General features: G+C 36.7%; 20 protein-coding genes. 10 read left to right on the top strand and 10 right to left on the bottom strand.

All coding sequences use genetic code 11. From position 1 onward, the window contains the following. Nucleotides 1-228: 228 nt before the first annotated feature. Nucleotides 229-1,719 carry a DNA methyltransferase gene (locus H6G44_RS18165; RefSeq protein ID WP_190387884.1) on the bottom strand — a complete coding sequence of 497 codons (1,491 nt, stop codon included), beginning with the start codon at nucleotides 1,717-1,719 and terminating at the stop codon, nucleotides 229-231. 198 nt (nucleotides 1,720-1,917) lie between these two features. Here H6G44_RS18165 and H6G44_RS18160 point away from each other — a divergent pair, with 198 nt between their 5' ends. Continuing rightward, entirely contained in the window at nucleotides 1,918-3,258 is a 1,341-nt protein-coding gene (locus tag H6G44_RS18160; protein WP_190387885.1) for an NB-ARC domain-containing protein, read from the top strand. A gap of 46 nt (nucleotides 3,259-3,304) precedes the next feature. Here the strand turns inward: H6G44_RS18160 and H6G44_RS18155 are convergent, their stop codons facing one another. Then, nucleotides 3,305-4,027: a GUN4 domain-containing protein gene (locus H6G44_RS18155; protein ID WP_190387886.1), complete on the bottom strand. Its 723-nt coding sequence runs from the start codon at nucleotides 4,025-4,027 to the stop codon at nucleotides 3,305-3,307. A gap of 271 nt (nucleotides 4,028-4,298) precedes the next feature. On the opposite strand from H6G44_RS18155, the gene H6G44_RS18150 reads away from it, so the two are divergent. The 3 genes from H6G44_RS18150 (at nucleotide 4,299) to H6G44_RS18140 (ending at nucleotide 6,780) form a co-directional block, all read left to right on the top strand. Next, nucleotides 4,299-5,720, top strand: a complete 1,422-nt coding sequence (locus H6G44_RS18150) for an NADP-dependent isocitrate dehydrogenase (protein ID WP_190387887.1) — start codon at nucleotides 4,299-4,301, stop codon at nucleotides 5,718-5,720. Between the two features lie 133 nt (nucleotides 5,721-5,853). After that, a complete protein-coding gene (locus H6G44_RS18145) occupies nucleotides 5,854-5,982 on the top strand; it encodes a hypothetical protein (protein WP_375379354.1) in 129 nt (42 codons plus the stop codon). A gap of 63 nt (nucleotides 5,983-6,045) precedes the next feature. Beyond that, nucleotides 6,046-6,780 (top strand): Uma2 family endonuclease, encoded by a 735-nt coding sequence (locus tag H6G44_RS18140; protein WP_190387888.1) that lies wholly within the window; start codon nucleotides 6,046-6,048, stop codon nucleotides 6,778-6,780. Between the two features lie 449 nt (nucleotides 6,781-7,229). Here the strand turns inward: H6G44_RS18140 and H6G44_RS18135 are convergent, their stop codons facing one another. Both H6G44_RS18135 and H6G44_RS18130 read right to left on the bottom strand, forming a co-directional pair. Beyond that, the gene (locus H6G44_RS18135; protein ID WP_190387889.1) at nucleotides 7,230-9,848 is read right to left on the bottom strand and encodes an AAA family ATPase; all 2,619 of its coding nucleotides are present in this window, start codon (nucleotides 9,846-9,848) and stop codon (nucleotides 7,230-7,232) included. 262 nt (nucleotides 9,849-10,110) lie between these two features. Beyond that, a complete protein-coding gene (locus tag H6G44_RS18130) occupies nucleotides 10,111-11,148 on the bottom strand; it encodes an nSTAND1 domain-containing NTPase (RefSeq protein WP_190387890.1) in 1,038 nt (345 codons plus the stop codon). A gap of 196 nt (nucleotides 11,149-11,344) precedes the next feature. On the opposite strand from H6G44_RS18130, the gene H6G44_RS18125 reads away from it, so the two are divergent. Further along, complete coding sequence (locus H6G44_RS18125) at nucleotides 11,345-11,650, top strand: hypothetical protein (protein WP_190387891.1); 306 nt, start codon at nucleotides 11,345-11,347, stop codon at nucleotides 11,648-11,650. A gap of 277 nt (nucleotides 11,651-11,927) precedes the next feature. On the opposite strand, the gene H6G44_RS18115 is transcribed toward H6G44_RS18125, so the two are convergent. Next, nucleotides 11,928-12,533, bottom strand: a complete 606-nt coding sequence (locus H6G44_RS18115) for a TIGR02466 family protein (RefSeq protein WP_190387893.1) — start codon at nucleotides 12,531-12,533, stop codon at nucleotides 11,928-11,930. Between the two features lie 54 nt (nucleotides 12,534-12,587). Between H6G44_RS18115 and H6G44_RS18110 the strand changes: the two genes are divergently transcribed. Continuing rightward, a complete protein-coding gene (locus H6G44_RS18110) occupies nucleotides 12,588-13,046 on the top strand; it encodes a DUF4079 domain-containing protein (protein ID WP_190387894.1) in 459 nt (152 codons plus the stop codon). 775 nt (nucleotides 13,047-13,821) lie between these two features. Here the strand turns inward: H6G44_RS18110 and H6G44_RS18105 are convergent. The 4 genes from H6G44_RS18105 to H6G44_RS18090 all read right to left on the bottom strand — a co-directional run bounded on the left by H6G44_RS18105 (nucleotide 13,822) and on the right by H6G44_RS18090 (nucleotide 17,804). Further along, nucleotides 13,822-15,630 (bottom strand): bifunctional serine/threonine-protein kinase/formylglycine-generating enzyme family protein, encoded by a 1,809-nt coding sequence (locus tag H6G44_RS18105; RefSeq protein WP_190387895.1) that lies wholly within the window; start codon nucleotides 15,628-15,630, stop codon nucleotides 13,822-13,824. A gap of 582 nt (nucleotides 15,631-16,212) precedes the next feature. Further along, nucleotides 16,213-17,034 carry a CPBP family intramembrane glutamic endopeptidase gene (locus H6G44_RS18100; RefSeq protein ID WP_190387904.1) on the bottom strand — a complete coding sequence of 274 codons (822 nt, stop codon included), beginning with the start codon at nucleotides 17,032-17,034 and terminating at the stop codon, nucleotides 16,213-16,215. A 65-nt stretch (nucleotides 17,035-17,099) separates the two neighbouring features. Beyond that, on the bottom strand, nucleotides 17,100-17,381 hold the full coding sequence (clpS, locus tag H6G44_RS18095; protein ID WP_190387896.1) for an ATP-dependent Clp protease adapter ClpS: 282 nt from the start codon (nucleotides 17,379-17,381) through the stop codon (nucleotides 17,100-17,102). Nucleotides 17,382-17,606: 225 nt separating this feature from the next. Continuing rightward, a complete protein-coding gene (locus tag H6G44_RS18090; protein ID WP_190387897.1) occupies nucleotides 17,607-17,804 on the bottom strand; it encodes a hypothetical protein in 198 nt (65 codons plus the stop codon). A 592-nt stretch (nucleotides 17,805-18,396) separates the two neighbouring features. Between H6G44_RS18090 and H6G44_RS18085 the strand changes: the two genes are divergently transcribed. The 3 genes from H6G44_RS18085 to H6G44_RS18075 all read left to right on the top strand — a co-directional run bounded on the left by H6G44_RS18085 (nucleotide 18,397) and on the right by H6G44_RS18075 (nucleotide 24,795). Then, a complete protein-coding gene (locus H6G44_RS18085; RefSeq protein WP_190387898.1) occupies nucleotides 18,397-21,000 on the top strand; it encodes a TIGR03960 family B12-binding radical SAM protein in 2,604 nt (867 codons plus the stop codon). 882 nt (nucleotides 21,001-21,882) lie between these two features. Then, nucleotides 21,883-24,033 carry an Rne/Rng family ribonuclease gene (locus tag H6G44_RS18080; RefSeq protein ID WP_190387899.1) on the top strand — a complete coding sequence of 717 codons (2,151 nt, stop codon included), beginning with the start codon at nucleotides 21,883-21,885 and terminating at the stop codon, nucleotides 24,031-24,033. Nucleotides 24,034-24,138: 105 nt separating this feature from the next. Then, nucleotides 24,139-24,795 carry a ribonuclease HII gene (locus H6G44_RS18075; RefSeq protein WP_190387900.1) on the top strand — a complete coding sequence of 219 codons (657 nt, stop codon included), beginning with the start codon at nucleotides 24,139-24,141 and terminating at the stop codon, nucleotides 24,793-24,795. On the opposite strand, the gene H6G44_RS18070 is transcribed toward H6G44_RS18075, so the two are convergent. Then, on the bottom strand, nucleotides 24,792-25,406 hold the full coding sequence (locus H6G44_RS18070) for a DUF1997 domain-containing protein (protein ID WP_190387901.1): 615 nt from the start codon (nucleotides 25,404-25,406) through the stop codon (nucleotides 24,792-24,794). The two genes, H6G44_RS18075 and H6G44_RS18070, sit on opposite strands and share 4 nt — an antisense overlap. Before the next feature lie 288 nt (nucleotides 25,407-25,694). Between H6G44_RS18070 and pheA the strand changes: the two genes are divergently transcribed. Next, a complete protein-coding gene (gene pheA, locus H6G44_RS18065) occupies nucleotides 25,695-26,558 on the top strand; it encodes a prephenate dehydratase (RefSeq protein WP_190387902.1) in 864 nt (287 codons plus the stop codon). Nucleotides 26,559-26,849: the final 291 nt, after the last annotated feature.

The following is a 26,849-nucleotide window of genomic DNA, read 5'->3' as shown; positions in this document are numbered from 1 at the left end:
AAATCAGTTATGTTCATTGGATGGAAGATATTATGAAATGTTGACATTTTTACCCTTGATAATACTAGTATACTTAAATATGTAAAGTTTTGTAACGACATTCAACATTTCTGTTTAGAAACTAATTCAATTATGACAATTACCAAAGGAAGAAACAAATAATTCAAATAATTAGAAGATTTTGTCTATGATTGTTCAGAAAAATTAAAATTTATTAAACAAAATTTATTAAATATCTAACTCTATTTGATTCACTCTTACTTCTTTTTGTTTTTCCGCACTTTTGAGAACTTCATAACTTAAACGAATATTTAATCTTTGTTGATCTTCAATTATCTCTTTAATGGTGACGATTTGGATTTTGTCGCAACTATGACTCATGTATTTACTCTGGTAAAAACCAGCAGATTTTGCGGTTTTTAGCATATCTTTAGTGGGTTCTTCTAGAGTGATAAATATGGCTAGACTGGCACTTTCTAGGGTCATTGTTCCTAGTAAATCTCGGATATCTCCTGATTTAACTTTACCAGATTTAACTTGAAAAATTATCTTTTCTGGGTCATTTTTATCACCTTGAAAATAAACAATTCCATCTATACCTTTATCTGCACCTTTTTTAGCGTTAATGACTGCTTTATTATTAGTATAAGTTAATATTGCCCATTTTTCAAATTCTTTACGAGTGCGATCATCTGTTTTATTTGCTAATGCTTTTGCACTTTCTATATCTTTAGGAATACCATGAAGTTTAATGGTTTTTAAAACTCCTGGAAAACTATCTTCTAATCTTTTTAAGATTAAGCTAATACTTTGATAGGTAATATCAATTCCTATCCATTGTCTATCTAATTTTTGGCACACTGCGACGGTTGTACCACATCCACAATAGGCATCTAATACTATATCATTTTCCTTAGAACTGGCTTTAATTATTCTTTCTAATAATGCTTCTGGTTTTTGGGTAGGATAACCTAAACGTTCTTTTGCTGAGGGTGCAATAAAAGGTATTTGCCAAACATCATTTTCCCTAACACCTTTTTCATCTATTTCTTTATTACTGACTAAAGTAGGTTCTTCTCCTTTTTTAAAACGGTGTAAAATACCGCCTTTTTTTCTAGCAACAGAACCTTCCGTATAATCAGTATAAATTACATTAAATGTATATTTTTTAGATTTTGAATAAAATAAAATAGTATCATGTAATTGCTGAAATTTATTTGCTTTTCCTGTCCATCTTCTATAATGCCAGATAATCTCATTTAAAAAATCTCCACCTTGAGCGCAAAAAATTGCATCTAAAATCAACTTTAAATAATGACTCGCAGTGGGATCACAATGTAAATAAAAACTTCCCGTAGGTTTCAAAACGCGATGAATTTCTGTTATCCTTAAAGTCATACTCACCAAATAAGCCAGTAAACTTCCTTTTCCTAAAACATTACTCAAACCTGTAATTAAAGCAATACATTGTTGAGTAAATAAACCATGATAATTAATGAGAATTTCATTTATTCCACGAATAGCATGATCATCCCATTCCCAAGTGTCAATAAATGCTTGCGCTTGTGCTTTATCTTCTGCACCGATATTATTATAAATTTGATTGTAATTCCGTTTAGAATTAAAGGGAGGATCAATATAACATAAGTCCACAGACTCATCTTTTATGTAACGTCTTAAAACTTCTAAATTGTCCCCATAATAAAGTTGGTTAACCATTGTTTTCCTACAATTCTTTTTGCTTTAATTACCCTTGATTAATCAGTTTTATACTAAATAACTTTTTTGTCATGTCAGAAAATGCTTGATATTACCTGATGTTTTGTTACAGAATTTTAAGAAAATACCTGAAAATACCTGATAAATTGCCAACAAATTGAGTTATAATGGCTAAAAATATTACCTAAGCTCGGTTTTATGAATGTTACAGAAATGTTACAATTTGTTGATCACCTAGTATTTACACAGACTGATAAACATTTAGATGATTTACAAAAAAAGATTATTCAAGAACTATTTAATGGTAAAACCTATAGACAAATTGCCAGGATTTATGATTATGATGAGGGTTATATTGGTGACGAAAGTAGGAAGTTATTTAAAATGTTATCTGACGGTTTAGGTCAAGAGGTTAATAAATCTAATTTTTGTTGGACTATAGAAAGAGTTATAAATTCTAAAATTGTTAGCTTTGGCAATAATAATATTAATTGTTATTCTCATCATCAAAAATCAAATCATTATCAAGAAGATCATCATCCAAAACAATCTAAATCTTATTACCATGATTTAACCGTATCTCCTAAAATTAATCGTTTTTATGGACGGGAAAAAGAACTAGAATTGATATTTAAGTTTCTTGTCAATCAAAACACTCATTTAATCTCCATATTAGGATTACCAGGAATTGGTAAAACTACCCTTGTCAAAAGATTTGTTGATTTAAACTTAGATAAATTTGAGGTCATTATTTGGAGAAGTTTAAAATTTCCTAAATCCCTAAATTTACTTATTGATGATTTATTAAATGTTTGTCAACAGGAAGCTAAACAACTTATAGATGATAAATTAAAACAATTATTTGATATATTTAGAAATCAGAAATGTTTAATTATTTTAGATGATTTAGAAAATATTTTTATTAATCGTCAATTTGCTGGAAAATATAAACCTGAATATCAAGATTATCAAACCTTTCTGCAAATGATCACGGAAATTGAACATCAAAGCTGTTTAATTCTCATTAGTCAGGAAAAATGCCAAGAAATGATATCATTAGATAACGAACTTTACCCAATTTATTCCTTAGAAATATCAGGGTTAAATCATGCAGATATTTTACAAAATACAGGCTTAAAAAATCAGGAAAATTGGTTAGAATTGATGAAACTATATGAAAATCATCCTAAATATTTACAGTATATTAGTATCCTGATTAAAGATGTATTTCAGGGGGAAGTATCAGAATTTCTCAAAGAAAATATTTTAATATTAACAGCGGACTTTAAAACCGAGTTTGATTCAATATGGTTGAGATTATCTGATATTGAAAAAGAGATATTATTAAAAATCAGTCAAAATCATCAACCCATATCTAGAGACGAGATAAAAAAGTGCTTATCATTGTCATCAATAGATATAATAAACGGGTTACAATCATTAACAAGAAGATTTTTATTAACCAAATTAGAAAATGATGAAAAATTATTGAATATATCCCCCATACTGAGAGAATACTTAAAAATTCATCATCATTAATTGTACCCCCTCATCTCCGTGTCCCCGCGTCTTGTGCGTGAGAAAATTATTCAGACTTATTCCAAGCAGAATGAGACAACAGAGAAGACATTACCCGCACCCCACGCAATTGATTAGACAGGGGTAGATGACCTCTAGGGGCGGTTAAATCCCAGGTGAACCCGTGGGGGTATCTTGTCCAGTTATTACCATTCTTCCAGCCGATTTTAGGCCAGAGGTTAACCCAATTTTTATTTAAACCTAACCAAATTTCTCGTTGTACGGAAAAGCCAAATTTACCTTCTGAGTGAACTACCCAAAGTTGATTAATAGTACGTAGGTCTTGAATTGGTAAACTTTCTACCTCAGTAAAGTACAACCATTTTCTTTGTACTGCTTGGGGACCTGCTGCTTCACACATCTTTTGAATTGTCAACAGGTCTGCAGCTTGAAAATCTTGATTTACAAGTAGGTTTTGCAAAGAATTGTAACTGATCCCACAGTCCGATTTTAGAGGTATAATTCCTTCAGGAAAGTTAGTTTGTAGAAATTCCTGACTTGTCAATACATCGGTATTATAGATGACTTGGTAAACCTTACCATCAATCCAAGTTGCTGGGGTATCACGACGTTTCAGCAAAAATTCCTTCAACACATCTAACCCCTCATTACCCAAGTCAGCTAACTGCGGGATGATTTGTTGTTGGACTTTTTCGGACCCAGCGATTAACTTTTGGCGGAGGGATTCGAGATCATTTGTAGTGCCTGATACAATCATTGGGTCTGTCATGCCATTACTCGTGTTAGCGTGAGCGTGAATAAACTATCTGCTATCGGTTATTCTACAAAATGAAAGACAAATAGCGAAAAGTAGTTTACTTCAAATCTTGGGGAAAGTTGGAAAGCCCCGGAGTGTTAAAAAAATCACTTCCAGAGGTTTTAGCGAAATCCTAGCCCACAATACTTTATCAGGTCAGGAGTTACAGAATCCAGGAGTTACAGAAATTATGACTCCTGACTCCTATACTTGGTGAATTTCTTTTATTTGGAATGTATTAATTATGTACGAAAAGATTACTCCTCCCAGCACCGGCGCGAAAATTACCTTCAAAAATGGTGAACCAGTTGTTCCTGAAAATCCCATTATCCCATTTATTCGCGGTGATGGTACGGGTATAGATATTTGGCCTGCAACGGAAAAAGTGCTTGATGCAGCGGTAGCAAAAGCATATAGTGGCAAAAGAAAAATTAGCTGGTTTAGGGTTTATGCTGGTGATGAAGCTTGTGATTTATACGGAACTTATCAGTATTTACCCCAGGATACATTAACGGCAATTAAAGAATATGGGGTAGCGATTAAAGGACCTTTAACTACTCCCGTTGGTGGTGGAATTCGGTCTTTAAATGTCGCATTACGGCAAATTTTTGATCTTTATACTTGCGTGCGTCCTTGTCGTTATTACGCTGGGACACCTTCTCCCCACAAAACTCCTGAAAAATTGGATGTTATTGTTTATCGAGAAAATACGGAAGATATTTATTTGGGAATTGAATGGAAACAAGGTAGCGAAATAGGAACTCGTCTCATTAAAATCCTTAATGAAGAATTGATACCTGCTACTCCAGAACACGGTAAAAAGCAAATTCCTCTTGATGCTGGTATCGGTATCAAACCTATCAGTAAAACTGGTTCTCAGCGTTTAGTTAGAAGAGCAATTAAACACGCTTTGTTATTGCCCAAAGATAAGCAACAAGTCACCTTGGTGCATAAAGGCAATATTATGAAGTACACCGAAGGTGCTTTTCGTGACTGGGGTTATGAACTAGCTACTACGGAATTTCGTCAAGAAACAGTCACAGAACGGGAATCTTGGATATTAGGAAATAAAGAGAAAAATCCCAATATTTCCGCAGAAGAAAACGCCCATGAAATTGATCCTGGTTTTGATGCTTTAACCCCAGAGAAAAAAGCCCAAATTGTCAAAGAAGTAGAAACAGTTTTGAATACAATTTGGGAAAGCCACGGAAATGGCCAATGGAAAGATAAAATCATGGTTAATGACCGCATTGCTGATAGTATCTTTCAACAAATTCAAACCCGTCCAGATGAGTATTCAATTCTGGCGACAATGAACCTAAACGGTGATTATTTATCTGATGCTGCTGCTGCTATTGTTGGGGGTTTAGGCATGGGTCCAGGGGCAAATATTGGCGATTCCTGCGCGATTTTTGAAGCCACTCATGGGACAGCACCAAAACACGCTGGCTTAGATAAAATTAACCCTGGTTCTGTGATTCTTTCCGGTGTGATGATGTTAGAATATATGGGTTGGCAAGCAGCCGCAGATTTGATTAAAAAAGGATTAGGTGCAGCCATAGCCAATGGTCAGGTTACCTATGACTTAGCGCGGTTAATGGAACCACCTGTACAACCTTTAAAATGTTCTGAATTTGCTGACGCAATTATCAAACATTTCGGTTAATTTCTGTTACTCTGAAATCAGATATTAAGATCCCCGGCTTCTTGAAGAAGTCGAGGGTCTGGAGAATATGAGAATTATAATCACTAACCAGATTATTTGTGTGGTTATCAGTGCAGGGGTAAAAATGACATGATTGATTAATCAACAACAACAAGTAGAAATTTATCGTTCAGGAAAAGATGCAGAATTGCAAAATCTACCGACAGAATTATTAGGTGAAGAGATATTAACAGGATTTAGTTTAAAATTAGATTGTTATTAAAATCTCCAATTAAGTGTTATACTGATAATAGTCCGAGAATTTCTATAAGTAGTGGATAAAATCATGGTTGAGCAACTTCTTATCAAAACTGAAATTGATGATTGCGATGTACCAGATGCCAACCTTCTAGTCACTGAAGATGATACACCTGTGGATAATTTTGCATCTGCCAAACAACAGCGCCTTTTAATCGCTTCTCTTTATAGTTCCTTAGAAAATCAGATTTTTTTAGCTGAAGCTAATGTTGGTATTTACCATACCTTCAGTGAACCTCCCATAGTTCCTGATGTATTTATCAGTTTTGATGTGCAAATTCCTGAAAACTGGTGGGAAAAAAATAATCGTTCTTATCTAGTTTGGAACTTTGGTAAATTCCCGGAACTTGTGCTAGAAATTGTTTCTAATAAAGATGGGAATGAATTAACTAAAAAGCTGCAAATCTATGAGCAAATGCGAGTTTTATATTATATTGTCTATGACCCAAATCAAAATTTAGGGGAGGAAATTCTCCGAATTTATACTCTTGAGGGTAGACATTATCTAGAAATGACAGATAACTGGTTAGAAAATATTGGTTTGGGAATAACTTTATGGACTGGAGAATTTGAAGGTAGAAACGATTCTTGGTTACGTTGGTGTGATCAAAATGGTAATATTTTATTAACTGGTGATGAACTGGCAAAAGTTGCAGTAGAACGCGCTAAAAATGCTGAGGAACGCGCTAAAAATGCCGAAGAACGCGCCCAATTACTGGCAGAAAAATTAAAGGCTTTAGGTGTAGATCCTGATAATATGTAAATACAGCATTTTTCGTTGAAGATGATGTACAAAGTTGAATCATGAAACTCTTGTGGTGCGGGCATCTTGCCCGCTATATATGTACCTCATAACACCGGGAATTGCTGTATTATCTTAGAGGGTCTTTGAAAAGTTTTTAATGTATAAATTAACCTCTTTGGTAAACCTCTCAAGTATTAAATATTATTCCTTTTTCCTCTGCTTTTAGGCTACGGTTTACAAACAAGTTATCGAATCACCATTAGTCATCAAATTACCCCACCCTAACCCTCCCCTTGCAAAGGGGAGGGAACTAATTTTTCCAGTTTCCCCCATTTCCAAGGGGGGATTAAGGGGGGTCAAAATGGAAAGTTTCCCCCATTTCCAAGGGGGGATTAAGGGGGGTCAAAATGGAAAGTTTCCCCCATTTCTAAGGGGGGATTAAGGGGGGTCAAAATGGCATACAATGATTATAAATTTCCAGAATATGATTTAAAAACCCAACGTCGAAATAATTCTACTGTTATTCTCCAATATCCTTGATTTTCTCCAATCACATCATGACGTTTTAAAGTTTCTAAAGCTTTCTGTAAATCAGTTTCATCTATTCCCGTTAACTCAATTAATTCATTTACATTTAATCCTGTGGTATCCTTCGCTAGATGAATTAAAATTGTTTGTTGAATATGATCATTATTTTCTCCAGCTTGACCCCAAACACCATTAAAGTAATTACTACCTCTTTGAAAAAATTCCGGTTTCTTGACAATTGCTTCCACATCTTCTACCGTAAAAACAGATTCGCGTTTTTTTCCTTGTTCAAAAGTAAAATCATTATATAGTCGGACCAAATGAAATCCTACCAACTGCACTAAATAAGGTTGTCCGTAGGTTAAATCATAAATTTTATCAAGCGCTTCCGGTGTGTAGTCTAATAAAAAATCTTCAATAGCTGGGTTAGCAAGAATTTGAGCAGTTGTACCACGATTTAAAAACCCGACACGAATAGGAAGAACACTAGCAAAAAAAGGTTCAAAATAATTTGCTGTCATTTCATCTAAAGTATGCAAACCAGCAAAAGCAAAAGCAACTTGAGAATCTTCTTGTACTAAACCTCGCAAGAAACCCATAAAATCTGGGCTAATTTTTCCAGCTTTAATTAATTCTTCTATTTTCTCAAATTCATCTATAGCAATAATTAACCTACCAGATAAATCTTTAATTACTTTTTCAAAATAGCGGTTAAAAGTCCGTTCAGGAAGTCTTAATAAATCATCATCATTGGGAGGTTCAATATTCAAAACTTGGGAAATTTTATCACTAATAGCCATTAATACTTCACCTACTCCTTGAGTCACATTTCCTAATTTTAGTAAATTCACATAAACGACTTTTACTTCATTACCTAAAGAGTTAGCAGCATTGAGTAAAATCGAAGTTTTACCCATACGTCTATGACCATAAATTACTACAGACTGGACTTGAATACCTTTAAGCCAAAGTTCCTCTAATTGTCTGATAATATCTTCTCTCCCAATAAATAATTTACCCATTACAGGGTCGCCGATAACATAAGGATTATTTACAGGTTTAGTAATGGCAATTTCTCCAACTTCTCCAGCAATTTGTAATAGTTGTTGCTGCCAATTTTGGGCAATATCTATAATTAATTCTTTTTCTGCTTTGGGTAAATTATCGGCTGTATTTAAAATAGTTGTCAGTTCACCTAATGCGCGATTTAAAGCCGAAGAACGAGACACACGGGAGAAACTACCGTTAATGATTTTTATATCTTCAATTACTTTGACAAATCTATCTAATATTTGCCAAGTGGTAGGACGTAATAAATCTATTGTGGGAAATGTAGGTATTTGTAAATTAGCAATAGAATCTAAATTTTTTATGTCGTTAAATACTGCTAGAGTTATGGCAAGAATATACATTTCTTCCCCATAAAGTAGAGAACGAACTACTTCAAAAGCTTGTACTGCTTTAAATGGTTGTTTTTCATGCAGATACCAAAAACCAGCCGCAACCGCACGATAAGGGGTATCTATTCGGGTATCTGTATTCAAATTCCTTTTTAATCTTTGCTTTCCAGGAAAAGGTAATATAAAATCATCTATTGCTCTTGATATGAGTTTGTCATTGAGAGCAGCAGATGTAAAATGTATTAATTCCCAATCATAAATAGTTTCTGTTAACTGAGAAATTGACCAAATTATTTGTTCTGGTGGCTTTGTATTCAGTGCCTCATTCACTGCTTTAACTACAGGAATAAATTGCATGGTATATCTCAATAGTTGATTAACATTATATATGCCATTGTTCCAATCATTTAATAACCATTTTTTTAAACGCGAATTAAGGTAAGGTAAGGGGATAATAGTAATACGAGGAAGTGAAAAACTAGCATTTCTGACATAATTTAGGTTTACAAGCCAGCCAAATAACCAATTTTCTGGACGTAGAGTTCCCACACCTCCCGCCACACCTCCCGCCACACCTCCCGCCACACCTCCCGCCACACCTCCCGCCACACCTATCGCCACACCTCCCGCCACACCTCCCGCCACACCTCCCGCCACACCTATCGCCACACCTATCGCCACACCTATCGCCACACCGTACGCCACACCTCCCGCCACACCTCCCGCCACACTGAACGCCACACCGTACGCCACACTGAACGCCACACCGAACGCCACACCTACCGCCACACCGAACGCCACACCTCCCGCCACACCGAACGCCACACCGAACGCCACACCAGACCAGAAAACACGCAAGCCTAATTCCTGCAGACATAAACAAATCAATATGGGTGTAATTATTGTTAAAACCACACCTTGAAATAATAATTGAAACTGAATAGGATTTTCGCGTAATATTTTTATTCCTTTACTCCAATTCATTTCTTTTACAGGAATATAACCCCCGCCAAAGGTATCAACATACCACCACAAAGCCTGGGGAAAGTAAAACACCCAATACAGCAAAAGTAGATAATCTAAAGGATTCCATAAAGACAGAGGACGGCGTAATTTAGGAGCTAAATCTAAACGAGGTACAGGAGATTTGTTATTCATAATATGGTTTTGGTGTTGCTTAATCTGTGTATGATTTTGGAATGTAGAGATATTATAATACTTCTCAGTTAAGGATTTTCGTAGGTTGGGTTGAACAAAGTGAAACCCAACAAACCCTCGTAAATGTTGGGTTTTGTTCCTCAACCCAACCTACCCTACTTAATTTCGACAAGTATTCATAGACGTTCCATGAAACGTCTCAACAAGCGTTTTCAATTGATGCAAAATTATTTTCATTCTTGAAATTAGCAATGCCATATTTTCAAATACTAGATTCAGAATATTTTTTATACAAATTATAACAAAGCTGGGTTAATTTTTGCGGATATCCACCACTTTCTTGAATCAGTTTTTGGATATCTGCTTCTGTAAAATCAATTGTAGTTGGTTGTAACCGCTCAGTAATAAATTCACGGATAATTTTTTTATTCCAAACAGGAATATCTATTGGTAGACAAATATCTGCTAATGGAGATGTTTCATAACTATCATTAAATAATATTTGTAAAGATTCATTTGCGGCTAAAACTAATTTTAAACAAGCATTTTCACCTTCAGCTAAACCCCGTAAATGATCTCTCATATCTCTTGTAAATCCTGCTCCATTCAATTTACCAACATTATCTAAAATTAATAATACTCTTTTATTTTCTAAATTCCTATTAAATTTCTGACCTATACTAGCTGGAACATCAATTTTTTCACATATAGCAAAATAAAAATCTTCTTGATTATGAATATTATTCATATCTAGAAAAACAGGTTGACGCGGTGATTTTAAAAGTTTTTCTGATTGCTGATAAACTGCATATAATAAAGATGATTTACCAATTGTTTGTTCACCAATAATCACTACACTACTGGCATTATTGAGAAGTTCAAATATTTCTTTTATTTCTTTTTCTCTACCAAAAAACTTTTCTAGTTTTTCTATTCTTCCAGTTATGGGAATAAATGGATTTTGATTATTTTGTAGTGGATTTGGTTCGATTTCAGTTATTTCTATCTTAGGTTTTAGCGGAGCAGAATTAGATGAATATTCTTGATAAAAGTATTTTATAGGATTTTGAAAATTTCTTTTATTAACTATAATCCCTAAATCTTGTTTTAACTTTTTAAATAATTTCCCTCCTAAATCTCTTGTATATTGACTAGTCATGTTAATTTTAGCTGCAATATCATCATAACTTTGATTTTCCCAAATACCCAAAAATAGACCCTTTTCTATAGGATTTAAAATTGGTTTTCTCTTTTCTGACAATACACGATTGATAAAATTTAAAGCTTTTTGAGAATCCATTGGACATATTTTGAGTAAATAGGTTAAATTTAGTAATAGACTAATGATTTTAAATTGTACCCTACAAACCTACATCTGCCTACATTTACCTACATAAATTTTCATAAAAAATGACCTACAACACCCAACCTATCAGGGGAAATGACAAGTCATGATAGAGACATGAAAAAAAACACATATCCCAGGAGTGTAAACCATGTCTCAACAACCAACAGAAAAAGAAAATCTTCCTACTCAGTCCGATAAAACCACCAAAATCTTAGATAGTTTAGTCCAAATAATTGAAACTTTAAACCAGTCCTTTATCGTAGACATGACCCAAATAATTGCCCACACAACTCAGAACTGTCTCAAAATCCTGGTATCATCTGGAGGCAAACCAGCAGCACTAATTCTATCTACCTCCGTATTAATTATTACTTTAGCAATATTTAGCCTTGCTTGCAAACTACCACCCCATCAACTTATTATACCACATTCCCAAACCTCTCACATTAAATGATACAAAATTACCCCCCTTAATCCCCCCTTGGAAATGGGGGAAACCAGAAAAATTACCCCCCTTAATCTCCCCTTGGAAATGGGGGAAACTAGAAAAATTACCCCCCTTAATCCCCCCTTGGAAATGGGGGAAACCGCTTGGAAATGGGGGAAACCAGAAAAATTAGTTCCCTCCCCTTTGCAAGGGGAGGGTTAGGGTGGGGTAACTTGTGTGTACACCGTACATAGGGGAGAGTGCGCGACAGCCTAAATAAAAGCTAATTTTCTTTCATAAAACATTATTTATTTACAGGTACCATGCCAATATTAAAACTAATACACACCCTATCTTGATCACTCATATTCATTTCCACACCATGTAAAAGCCAACTGGGAAATATTAACATCATTCCCTCATGAACTTTGTAACTTATTCTCGGAAAATTCCAAAGATTAAACTCTATAAAAGGTGGTATAATCATCTGTGAAGCCGGTCGAGGATCACAAAAGAATATATCACCACAATTTTCAGGAGTTTTTAAATAATAGACCCCACTTAAAATTGAATTTGGGTGATTGTGTACAGAATTAGCCGCAAGTTTACGATTAATAATTGCCCAACAAGTTGTAATTTTTAGGCTAAACTTTTGTAAATCCCATTGTAAAAATGTGCCAACTTCTAAAACATTTTTATGAATAATTTGTGTAAAATTGTCAAAACTATCCATTTCATGTAACTTATCCCCACTATGCCATCCTAGTATATTTGACCACTTCTCACCCTGACTATTTCGACCTTCTTCTGCATAGATAGTTTGTAACAGTAGCGCATTTAATTCTTGATAATTATCCACAGAAAAATGCCAAACCGACGTAGGAAACCAATCATTTCTAGAACTAGTCATAAGTTTAATTTAGGTTTATAGTAATTCTGTAACTTTTCTCAACTAAACTGTTTTATGCACCTACCTTCCTTTCTATGGTTATGGAAAATAGCCGCTTGGTCAATGGGATTATCATTACTAGCTTACGTAATTTTAGCCATATCTGGTATTTGGATGTTACAGGTCAGAACTAATCCAGCGTCTTTCGGTATTCTACTACCTTGGTATCGTTCTCAAGTGCGATCGCTCCATTATATAATTGGCATAATTATGGTTAGTCTAGTCTTACTACTTCTAGTCGTAGGCATTGTTGGTACATTAGGACACTTTGGTACATTAGGACACTCACCACATTTATTAGCTGGCTTAATAGTAGTAATATTAGTTTTAGTATCCGCATTTAGTGCCACTCAAATTAGCACCATAAAGCCTTGGGCTAGACCATTACATCTTAGTTGTAATCTCTGCTTATTACTAGGATTTGCCTGGGTATCTCTCAGCGGTTGGACAGTGGTACAAAAATATTTACCTTAATTCTCAGTTTCTACCATGCTTCTGTTATGGCTGGGAAATTGTGCAGACCACACACAAATAATTTATCCTGTAAATCCTGATTCAGCCCTTGACAAAATTCTCAGTTTCAATTACACTTATGTTATGGGTGGAAAAGTGTGCGCCCATATATATAGGGTTTTCATTTATCAAATCATTTAAAACAGTAATATTAATCACTGTCTGAATCAGGATATCCAGGATTTGAGGATTTTCAGGATGATGTTTTTGATTGTTATCTACAAAATAGATGAATTTTTAGTGCTTAATCCTCAAAATCCTTAAATCCTGATTCAGACAAAATCATCTCCAAAATCTCAATAAACAACCATTAAACAACATCCTGAAAAATCCCAACTTCCCACAAATAATCATCCAACAACATCCTGAAAATCCTTTAATCCTGGATATCCTGATTCTGACAAAATCATCTCCAAAATCCCACAAACAATCATTAAACAACATCCTGAAAAATCCCAACTTCCCACAAACAATCATTAAACAACATCCTGAAAAATCCCAACTTCCCATAAACAATCATCCAACAACATCCTGAAAATCCTTAAATCCTGGAAATCCTGATTCAGACATTGACAAAGTTCTCAGTTTCGACTATGCTTAGGTTATACGTGGAAAAGTATGCGCCCATATATATAAGGTTTCCACATCCAGTATTTATCCAAAAAGAATTCCGCCTAGCCACGAGGCAAGGGAAAAGAAAAAAGAGCAGAGGGCAAAAGAGCAAGAGTGTAAAGGGCTACAAAGTCCACGCAGCACCACAGACAACACGAAAACCCTCGCGCTTGCCGCTCCATTCGACGGCATTGTTGCGGCGATACGCAGAACGGCAAGCCTCAGGATTGAAGTCCCAAGAACCACCACGCAGCACCTTGTTATTGCCTAGACTAATCGAAGAACTACCATTTATAGGCGCGTTTATATAGTTGTCCTGCCAATCATCTTCGCACCATTCCCACACATTTCCGTGCATATCATACAAACCAAAAGCATTAGGGGGAAAAGTTCCTACATCTGTGGTTTGTTCTCGATATTTTCCTTTCGGTGCAGCAGCGTAGGTAGAGTTACCATAATAGTTTACCAAATCTGGGGTAATACTTTCACCAAAATAAAAAGGTGTGGTTGTTCCTGCCCTACAAGCATACTCCCATTGTGCCTCACTGGGCAATTTATAGTTTTTACCTGTTTTTTGGCTTAACTTTTGACAAAATGCCACTGCATCATTCCAACTCACACATTCAACAGGACGATTAGCACCTTTGAAATAAGCAGGGTTGTTTCCCATAATAGCTTGATATTGTGCTTGAGTCAAAGGATATTTACCGATAAAGAAGCTGGGAACATAAACTTGATGTTGGGGATTTTCATCATCATGTCTTTTCGCTTCATTTTCCGGTGAACCCATGTAAAATGTTCCTGCGGGTATTTCCACCATTTCCAACTTCACCCCATTTCCCAAATCTTCCACAAAGTAATTTGCTGAGTGGTTGCGTTTGTTGATAATACGTCCTTTTGCGTTGGTTGTGACAACTTCAAAAGTGAAAGTTTTCAGGTTAGTTAAAAACCTCTCTCCAAACCTCTCTCCTTGTAGGAGAGAGGCTTTAATATCCCCCTTCTCTTGTAGGGAAGGGGGGTTAGGGGGGTTAGGTTTTTCATTTGTTTGAATACCTAAAAACCTAAACCATTCTGTAATAGACTGAGGACGGTTTTGATAATCTAACTCCATTCCCTTGAGAATAGCATCATTTACCTTTTGACTAATTTGAGAATTGTATTTTTGCGGTGGTTCAATCGCCATTTTCATATCTAGCATAATCTTAGCATTCAGATAAGGACTAGGCAGAGGAATGAAAGGAGGTTCATGAACGGCGATAATTACATATAATGTCGCAGCTAAGGAATAGATATCTAAAGCCGGAGTGAAATTACTTCTATTTTCAAATTGTTCTGGTGGTGCAAAAACCGGAGTTTTGGCATTTGTTAAACTCATCAATTCGGCAAAGTTGACTTCTCTAGCTAAACCAAAATCAATTAATATGGCTTTATTGTCTTCTTCTCTTAGTAAAATATTCGCAGGTTTAATATCTCGGTGCAGATAATTACGACCATGAATATAAATTAAAGCCTCTCCAATGCCTTTAATAATTTCTAAACCTGCACTTTCACTAAAAACACCATTCGCGTATAAATATTGTTCTAAATTTTTGCCTTTGACATATTCCATCACCATACAAGATAAACCATTTTCTTGAAACAGTTCAGGATAAACTTTAACAATGTGAGGATGATCAAAGGTAGCTAAAACCATCGCTTCAGTGTTAAACTTGTCCTGTTCTTCTGCTAAAAATTCTCCAAAACCTTCTGTATTCCCATATTTATCTCGATAGCGTTGTTTCAAAAAAGAGACATTGAGACTTTTGATAGCTACTTGTTTTTTGCGTTTATGGTCTTGCGCTAAATAGGTAATACCAAATCCTCCCTGTCCAAGGGTGTCAATAATTTTGTATTGTCCTTTTTTGAGTAGTTGCCCTGGGGTAAAATAAGCCATAATAAAAATTAAATTGTCAGAATCAGGATTTAAGAATTTATATGATCAAGAAAAAATAATTATATTAATGATTGAAAAGTCTATATATGGGCGCACACTTTCCACCCATAACATAACTATAGCCTAGTCTTTGAGATTTGTCAAGTCTTAATAGATTAAATTATCCAGGATTTCAGGATTTATAGGATAAAGAGGAAAATAATTATACTAGTGATTGAAAAGCCTATATATATGGGCGCACAGCTTCCCACTCATAACATGAGTATAGCCTAGTCTTTGAGATTTGTCAAGTCTTGATAGATTAAATTGTTCAGGATTTCAGGATTTATAGGATAAAGAGAAAAATAATTATACTAGTGATTGAAAAGCCTATATATATGGGCGCACAGTTTCCCACTCATAACATGAGTATAGCCTAGTCTTTGAGATTTGTCAAGTCTTGATAGATTAAATTGTTCAGGATTTCAGGATTTATAGGATAAATTTTAATCTCTTACCTTTGCGTCTTTGCGCCTTTGCGTATTAGCGAAGCGGGGCGAAGCCTGAAAAAATCATACCTTCATTCACCAACAGCGGTTTTTCTTAACCGGGTTTTTGCTGATTACCTATCCACCAAGCCAAACCACCCATAAATAATACCCCCATAACTCCCTGTAAAGGATTATTATTTACACCAGTAACCCAATCAGGAACTTGTCCCGAATATTGGGTTAATTGCCCCACATTAATGATATAATAACCCCAAACCAACCCACCATGTAAACCAATTGGTAAGCCTAAACGCCCCCTTTGCCAACGTTTTCCCCATACCTGCGTTAACCCCAACAGCACCAAAGCCGGAAATTGGGGTAAAGTATGAATAATTGCCTCCAAAGGTTTAATAAAATGGGCTATAGCAAATAAAATTGCATCTATCCAGAGAGCGATATTTAATTTATAATCTCGTTGTAACTCGTCCAATAACCAACCCCGAAATAATAATTCTTCTGCAAACCCCACCCCAAAACCAACTAATAAACCTTCTAAAATTATTCTTCCCAAAAACACTTGTGGTTGTTGCCATACCAACCAACCCAGTAAACCTTCTAAACCAAATAAAACCAAAACAGTAGTTAAACCAATAGCCAACCCCTGCAACACATTTACACCATTAAGACCCGTAAATTCTAACCCATAATGGCTAAATATTTTTGATTGCTGATAAGCCCATTTACCCCAAAGATTGAGCAGAAAAATAAACTCTACATATAATATAACCAGTGTCAAAATACTTTCTAAATTAGTATCTGCCACTAGCCAATAAATTGGTACAGCTAGGGGCAACCACAACAGTAATAAACACAACACAAAGCAACCAACCCTGATAGGGGCGGTACTTCGGCCAAGTGCTAAATTAATTTTCATCATAGAGTTTAGTCAATCATCATTGTCAATAATATATACTTATGTCAATGACCAATGACCAATAACTATTCATCAGGTTCAATTGTACTACTTAAACCATGATTATTGAGGGTTTCACAATAAAACTCCGCGTGTTCTTGAGCGCAGGTAATAACTAAAGCTAACCCGTTATTGTGAGCTTCCATCATGATACTAACAGCTTGTGGTTGAGTAATGCTATTAACAGTAGCCATCAGCACTTGTACCACGTACTCCATCGGATTATGATCATCATTATGGAGCAGGACGCGATACCGAGGCGCAAGCTTGCGAGATGTAGAACGCTTCTCAATGGTTTCGACTGACACGATTCTTTGCTCTTTTATTGTTAATTTACTACAATAGGATTCCCGTTGAGCATTTGCTTAACAGTTATTTACTTCTGCACGCCGCATTTTCATCTGGAAATACTTTTGGCGTTGGCGAGAAGTTTTTTCCTCAAGTATTATAACACAAACATAAAAAATTTGCACTGAATCATCAAACCCAAGAATTTTTCTTTGTTTTTTGATTTCTTTACCAGTAACAGAGAATTATCCCCAGGTAGGAACTAACTGTACCCTACCAGCATCCATCTCTGCCATTAGTAATTCTAAGGCCTCATAGTCAACATCAGAGATATGACCTAGCTTTGTCAGTTCTGTGTTAATCTCATTTTCTATTTCTGGGGTTAATTTACGGATATCCAAAGCCTTTTCTACCAACTGACGAATTACGTATTGAGTTGTCATAGCAAATAAACCTTGTAGTTACTAGTTATTATCTAAGAAAATGCTTGGTATAAAAGGTGATTTATGCCTCTTTTCCATGTGATTTAGATCACTAATACATATCAAGACCAGTTATTCCACCATTCCGTTTTTGTCAATAACAAGGGTAAAAATCGAGACTGACAAATACAGAGAGATTTTACTTAAACCACCTCTATATTCTAGCTTTTGCAAAAGTAACTGTCACTACGACAGATTATTAATCTGCATTTAGAAGGCATAAGTAGATTGTTTTGTAACTTCTCAAAAAAAAATGTATATATAATTACATTTTACCATGAACTTATAACAATCTTTAAATAAACCCAGTCAGTCCATAAAGATTGAATAAAGAGACTTCAGACTTATAGCCAAGTCAGAAAAAAAAGTTTATGTTCAAACAAAGTACAAGCCTATACCTATACAAGCTGCCATGAAATTGTTACCAAATCTAAAAGATGTAACGCCAAAATTGCCATTTCCAATCTAAAATTATGTAATTGCAGTCAAAATTTCTAATTAATGTTACCATAGGGGTAGTTGGCTGTAATTTAGGGTAGCTAGAGATAGCAAAGTGACTGTTTTAGTTGAAGAATTAATAACACCGGATATTTTAAAACCTGGCCGTTATCTGGGTAACGAGCGTTTAGCAGTCCATAAACCTTGGGATACAGCAACAATCCGCTGGGTTCTGACATATCCAGAAGTATATGAGGTGGGAGCATCCAATTTAGGGCATATCATATTATACAATATTTTGAATGCTCAACCTCGCCAGTTATGCGATCGCGCGTACTTACCCGGAGCGGATTTAGCTGTAAAACTTCGCAGGACGCAGACACCTTTGTTTGCTGTAGAATCTAAACGGTGGTTGACGGACTTTGATATTTTAGGCTTTAGTCTCAGTTATGAATTAGGTGCAACTAACATTTTAGAAATGTTAGATTTAGCCAGAATCCCCGTCACCAGAGAAGAAAGGTTACAGGGAAATTACCCACTAATTTTTGCAGGTGGACAAACAGCAACATCTAACCCCGAACCTTACACAGATTTCTTTGATTTCATAGTTTTGGGAGACGGGGAAGAACTACTCCCGGAAATTGGTTTGGTTTTAGAAGAAGGGCAAAAATCAAACTTGAATCGAGAAGAACTATTATTAGACTTGGCGCAAATTCCCGGAGTCTATGTGCCGCAGTTCTATGAAATGGGCGAAACTGGTGCTGTATATCCCCTGCGTCCAGACGTACCCACAAGAGTCCTCCGAAGAGTAGCCACACCTATCCCAGCCTATTCTATTGGCTTAGTCCCTTATATAGAAACAGTCCATGATCGTTTAACCATAGAAATTCGTCGAGGTTGTACCCGTGGTTGTCGCTTCTGTCAACCAGGAATGTTGACTAGACCAGCGCGGGATGTCGAACCAGAAAAAGTGGTAGAAGCTATAGAAAAGGGAATGCGGGAAACGGGTTACAATGAATTTTCCCTTTTGTCTTTGAGTTGTTCCGATTATTTAGCCCTACCAGCAGTAGGGATGGAAATTAAAAATCGTCTCAAAAATGATAATATTTCCTTAACCTTACCAAGTCAAAGAGTAGATAGATTTGATGAAAATATTGCCAATATCCTGGGAGGTTCACGTCAAAGTGGGTTAACCTTTGCCCCGGAAGCAGGTACGCAAAGAATGCGGGATATTATCAATAAGGGTTTGACCAATGAAGAATTATTACGGGGTATAAAAACAGCTTGGTTACAAGGTTGGGATCAAATCAAGTTGTATTTTATGATTGGTTTACCCGGTGAAACAGATACGGATGTACTAGCAATTGCAGAAACCGTCAACTGGTTAAAACAAGAATGTTGGGAAAAAGGCCGAAGATCATTAAACTTTACTTTAACCATTTCTAATTTTACCCCCAAACCCCATACTCCCTTTCAATGGCATTCAGTCTCTACAGCAGAATTGGTGAGAAAACAAAATTTACTGCGACAAGAGTTTCGCACCATACGGAATGTGAAAGTAAATTTCACGGATTTTCGGATCTCAGCAATGGAAGACTTTATAGGTAGAGGCGATCGCACCCTAGGGAAAGTATTACGGCGGGCTTGGGAATTGGGTGCGGGGATGGATTCTTGGTATGATAATGTAGATGCCGCCTTTACAGCTTGGGGAATAGCCATCGCCCAAGCCGGTCTAGACTGGAAATACCGTCAAGTGGAAAATGGCGAGTGGAATCTGTTTGCTACCGACAACAAACAAGCACAAACCCCATCACCTCTCGATACTCCCCTACCATGGGATCATATTAATACTGGCATTGATAAAAAATGGCTGCAAGACGACCTCCACCGCGCTCTAGAAGCTGCAATTGTACCTGACTGCTCTTTTGATGGTTGTTCTCATTGTGGAGTCTGTAGCCCGGATTTCGGCCATAATGTCGTCATGGCTGCACCACCTATTCCCAGCTTTGCCAGTAATTTCGTTCCCAATACCACCAAAGCCCAACGATTGCGAGTATGCTTTGGTAAACAAGGAGATATGGCTTTAGTCAGTCACTTGGATTTAATGCGCCTATTTGATCGGGTTATGCGTCGCGCTAGTTTACCAATTACCTTTACAGGTGGTTTTCACCCTAGTCCCCGGATTTGTCTAGCCAGTGCCTTATCCTTAGGTGCTACCAGTAACGGAGAAATTGTAGATTTTGAACTGACTGAACCAATTGATATCGGAACTTTTCATACCCAATTGGTTAAACAACTACCTACTGGTATTCCTGTATATAATGTGGTAGAAATAGATATTAAATCTCCATCTGCTACCCAATCTCTGGAAGCAGCCGAGTATTTACTCACACTGTCTACACCCCAAACACCAGGAAAACTGGCACAATGGCAAGATTGGATAGAAACTATTAAAAATCAAGAGGAGATTTTATCGGCACATACAACTAAATCTGGTAAGCAACAATTAATAAATCTGCGCGAGCTCCTGTGGGATATAGAATTAGTATCAGCAGCTAACCAAGAATCAGTCTCAACAGCAGTTGTGCGTTACTTGGGTAGTTGTCGTCCAGATGGTGTAATCTTGCGTCCTGAGAAAATATCGTTTATGCTAGAAACAGTAGCTAATCTAGAATTTCATCTCTTGCATATTCACCGTCAGCGTCTAGTTATCCGATAACTTGTTAGTAGCTGCCAAAAATTAGTACGTTGTAACGATTGATTTTTGTCAAGGTTGCGTTAGAATAGGGATGTAAGAGAAATTTTCTGGTGCTGCATTGGATGACTTAATTCACTACCTGTGATAACTACAGGAGCGAAGGTAAAGATACAAGAGTGTAATTCCTAAGATTGTATCCCAGACAAACTCTGCTGACGACTACAAGCCACTCTCTCTATAGCTACTCTGTGAATCAATCACTCACCATAGCTTTCGCCAACTTCTCCATTGACTGCTACATTTTATCCCGGAAATAAGACTTGCTTTTATGGTGGGATTTTATGCAATTGTTACAAAGGCAAGTGAGTTTAATTGTAAAAAATACAACTTAAGTATTGACAGAGATGACCAACCTGCCATAATTCTTGTAAAAATGACACAGTGCGTATCTGCACCTAAACTTTCTAATCAAGACACGGATAGTGAATTCTGATCAGAAAGATTCCCCCCGTCTGTACATGGTAAACCCAAGAAAAACCGTGTCTAAACGCGGCGGGCTTCCATTCAGTACGTACTTCTTAGGTATAGTCGGCTTTACTTGATGAGATGTTGACTTTATGACAGGTATCTACGGATATCCAAAGCTGAAATAGCAGCGTATAGTATGGGAAATCGACCAAGGAAGGTTGATAGAAGTTCTTAGACTATATGTAGCTATTCAGGAAAAACCCAGCGTATAAACGCAATCACAGTATCATTAGCTCTTCATAACTTTGCAGAGCTACTCAAATTGGAAATTTTTATTACTAGTAGCGTCTTGTAGCAGCGACCGTCAGGACAAGCGGGATAACAGAGAACTTCCTTGTAATTCCCAGCGGTACTGCCAATTTTTGAGGAAATTGAATGCCAAAACAAATTATCATCGCGGAGCAGCATCAAATCGCTGCTGTATTTTCAGAAGATCAAATACAAGAACTGGTTGTCGCTACGGGTCATCACCAAATCGGTGATATCTACTTAGGTGTAGTAGAAAATATCTTACCTGGGATAGATGCGGCTTTTGTAAATATCGGTGACCCAGAACGCAATGGTTTTATTCATGTCACTGATTTAGGTCCATTGAGACTGAAACGTAGTGCAGCAGCGATTACAGAACTATTAACACCGCAGCAAAAAACCTTAGTGCAGGTGATGAAAGAGCCAACAGGATCAAAGGGTCCCAGGCTCACAGGTAATATTACCCTACCCGGACGTTATGTAGTGTTAATGCCCTATGGGCGGGGTGTAAATTTATCAAGACGGATTAAGAGTGAAAGTGAACGTAACCGTCTACGAGCTTTGGCAATTTTAGTAAAACCAGCAGGGATGGGTTTGCTGGTACGCACAGAAGCAGAAGGTAAGCCAGAAGAAGCAATTATTGAAGATTTAGAAGTGCTACAAAAGCAGTGGGAAATTGTTCAACAAGAAGCAGTCACCTCCCGAGCTCCAGCTTTACTAAATCGTGATGATGACTTTATTCAGCGCGTCCTCCGAGATATGTATGGTGGTGATGTGAATCGCATTGTTGTTGATTCCAGCACTGGCTTAAAACGGGTGAAGCAATATCTACAAAACTGGAGTGGTGGACAAACACCCCAAGGATTATTAATTGATCACCACCGAGATCGCTCACCCATTTTAGAATATTTCCGCATCAATGCTGCTGTCCGTGAAGCCCTCAGACCAAGGGTAGATTTGCCCTCAGGTGGTTATATCATCATCCAACCCACGGAAGCTTTAACCGTTATAGATGTTAACTCTGGTTCTTTCACCCGTTCTGCAACTGCTAGAGAAACGGTATTGTGGACAAATTGCGAAGCAGCAGCGGAAATTGCTCGTCAATTACGATTGCGGAATATTGCCGGTGTGATTGTGGTTGATTTCATTGACATGGAATCCCGACGTGATCAAATGCAAGTTTTAGAACACTTTAACAAGTCTCTCAAAGCAGATAAAGCCCGTCCCCAAATTGCCCAATTAACTGAATTAGGTTTAGTTGAACTCACTCGCAAGCGTCAAGGACAAAACATTTATGAATTGTTTGGTGAACCTTGTCCTACCTGCGGTGGTTTAGGACATATCCTGAGATTACCAGGAGAAATGGAAAACCGCTTACCAGTACCTGCTGTGGATATTCCAGAGCGATTTGTACCGATACCGCAAAGGGAAATTCGGACAGTGGCTGCACCCACTACCCGCACACCTGATAGTGGTAGTGTAGGGCAATCTGTACTACGAGATACCTATGATGGCTTTGGGGATGGATTTGAAGCAGAACCAGAATTTAATTCTCTCCATCTGATTAATCATCCCAGTTATCAAGAATTAAATGATAGCAAGCGTCGGACTCGGACTCGTCGTAGTCGCATTGGTGCTAATGCTGTTAATGGTAAAGATGAATCCCGTTTACCGACTAATCCTCTCAGTTTTGTTAATGATGCGGATTTGGACTTGGAAGAACCTGAATTACCAATACCAGAAATTGCTCCACCCACTATTAATAAATCAGGTTGGACTGAAAGACCAGAACGGGCTAAGGTCAAACTAGAACCAATTAAAGTAGAACCTCCAGAGGTTGTGACTGTGATGCTGTCAACAAGAGAACAAGATACTTATGCTGAAATGGGAATTTCTCCTTTACTCAAGTTGGACCGAGAGGGAAAAAATCCGAGGTCGGTAATTATTAATGTTGTTCAACCAGGACAATCACCTGTTGAAGAAACTGAATTTATCCCTGAAACAATTGTTACTGAAAAAACAATTCCTGAAGTTGTCACAATTAAACTACCGACACCAACATTTGAGCTAGAAGAAGAACCATCTTTTCCACCATTAGTAATAGTTCCAGAAGTGACAATAGTTCCACAAGAGAGGGAAATAGAACCTAAAACTGAAGAAACAAATGAAACTGAAAAGGAAAAAGAAATAGAATTTGAATCTAATCATGGTTCTATTCCTAATCGTCGTCGTCGTCGTCGTTCATCAGCCTTAGATACAGATGGTTTCGGACTGTAATTTTGATGATTTAGATGATTAATTAATCATCTAAGTCAAATTAGAGTAATCATACAAATTATGGTCTAAACTAATGATCTAAATCACACAAATCACAGTTAAGATATGGGAGAAGTTAAACCAGTACCCTGGGATAATTCGAGTTGGTTAGAGTTTTCTACCTACTTAGATATGCAGGGTGCGGTTGTCGGTGTAGATGAGGTAGGACGCGGTGCTTTATTTGGTCCGGTAGTCGCTGCGGCAGTTATATTACCAGTAGATGCTTTATCAATACTCATGGTAGATAACATCAAGGACAGCAAAAAACTGTCTAGTTCTCGTCGAACTAAACTGGCTGAAAAAATTGCCACTCTGGCTTTAGACTGGAGAATTGGCTATGCTACGACTGCGGAAATAGATAAGTTAAATATTTTACAGGCGACTTTATTAGCAATGAAGCGTGCTATTCTGAAGTTGCGGGTAAAGCCCCAACTCTGCTTAATTGATGGTAATCAGTTAGTTAGGAATTTACTGATACCACAGGTGACAATTGTTAAAGGTGATGAGCGATCGCTTAACATCGCAGCAGCTAGTATCATGGCCAAAGTTTGGCGTGATGACTTGGTGCAGCGTTTAGCATTAAAATATTCTGTGTATGATCTAGATCGCAATAAGGGTTACGGTAGTCAGCGTCATTTATTAGCACTGCAAAAATACGGACTTTCACCTTTACATCGTCGCTCTTTTCGTCCTTGTCAAACAAGTTTAGATTTTAGATTTTAGATTTCCAGTTTCAAAATTGGTAATATGGCTTGTGACCCGCTACTGCTCTCAGAAATGTTATAATCAGTTTTTGCCTCCTTGGCTTCGTACATACCCCAATACCGATAATCTGCTAAAAGGTGATGTAATAATCTTTGCTTAATAGTTAACAACACACTTTTGAGCAATCCATTACCTGTAGTTTCTAAAATTGACTTGGGTGTAAAGGAAAATGGTTGCGGTATCTCTACCAAAACTTCTAAATCGGCTTTTCCTTGTAGATAAGTTTCACCACTAACTTCAAAGGGTGATAAATAGCCTTTTAAGTTGAGGGCAAACCTTTGATTAATATATTCAAAACCAAGAATTTCACAACCAAGCGATCTTAAATACACGGTTCCGCTTGCATCTGCCCAAACTCTCATATCTACAGTTGGCTGAATATTCAATGACATAAAAGATAAAGGACGCATTTTTAAACGAAACACTTCCTCAGACAGTTGTTGAATTCTGGTATTATCAGCTAGGGCATTTACTAAACGTTGAGGTTGACGCAAGTAGTGTTGAATTGGAACAGATTGCTGAGGAACGGAAATTTCTACCGATTGAGAAGCGATAAACTTGGTAACCATGAGCAAATTAAACCATTTGTTTTTTGATTGTAATATGTTTTAACAATTTTACCTTTTGACATACTCACCGTCCTAAAGGAGCGGTGATTCTTGACACTTCACTGGAACACGCCACAAGTGGTCTTATCGTCCCTCTATGTCCGTTTAAAGTCTCCCAATGCCCTATGGCGACTATACCCAAATTATAACATAAAGCCGTCCTAGAAGGACGGGGCTTGTATCCCATATTTTTGGTCAAAAAATCCAACTCTTAATTAATTATTCATCAAATTCGCCAAATTTAAAAGCATGAACCTGAAAATTGCTCATTTAGGTCCGCGGGGAACTTATGCCGAACAAGCGGCTTTTTTCTATCTTAATTGGTTAAAAACCCATCAGGGCATTACTTCTCAAACAAGTTTTGAATTATGTCCCTATCTTACCATAGCTCAATCACTACAAGCTGTTGTAGATCGACAAGCGGAAATAGCTGTTGTTCCGGTTGAAAATTCTATTGAGGGTAGTGTTAATATGACTTTAGATAGCTTATGGCAATTAGAGAATTTAAAAATTCAATTAGCTTTGATTTTACCAATTAAACATACATTAATTTCCTATGCAACTAAATTAGATACTATTAAAACCGTCTATTCTCATCCTCAAGCTTTAGCTCAATGTCAAGGATGGTTATCACAGTTTTTACCAAATGTCAATTTAATCCCTCTAAATTCCACTACTGAAGCACTACAAGGATTAGCAGCAGAAGTAAGTACAGCCGCAATTTCTTCTAGTCGGGCCGCACAATTGTATAATTTACCTATATTGGCCAGGGAGATTAATGATTATGCAGAAAACTGTACTCGGTTTTGGGTAGTTAGTATGGAGGAAAATAATGCTATTAATTGTACTCATACATTTTTAGCTTTCAGTGTACCTGCAAATATACCAGGTGCATTAGTGAAGGTATTAGAAGTATTTGCTCGTTTGGGTATTAACCTCAGTCGGATTGAATCCCGTCCTACTAAACGTTCCTTGGGAGAATATGTATTTTATTTAGACATAGAAGCAGATGTGAATGCACAAATTATGAAATCTGCTTTGGGAGAGTTACAAAATTATACAGAAATTTTGAAAATTTTTGGTAGTTATAGTGTGTTACCCATTAGTTTATAATTGGTAATTAGGGAATAGAAATCTTATTTAATGAATTGTAAACCCGATAAATTGATTATTATTCCTTCATTATATAATGTTTGGGATGGTTATTAGTGCCATTACTAATACTATCTTGATTTAATGCGATCACCAGAAATGGGCTTCTTTTAATCCTAATGTTGATAATCTAGAGGTTTAGAAAATGAACAATCGACAACATATTCAAAAGAAACATCCATCTCAGTCTACTTATACCCCAGTCCAGAATCTATACCAGACTCGTGCCTTTGATATTCAGCAACAACCGTC

The organism is Aphanizomenon flos-aquae FACHB-1287, from assembly GCF_014698755.1.
GTDB lineage: Bacteria > Cyanobacteriota > Cyanobacteriia > Cyanobacteriales > Nostocaceae > Dolichospermum > Dolichospermum flosaquae.
Note: the sequence above shows the minus strand (reverse complement) of the source record. Positions and strands in the feature narration are given on the sequence as shown.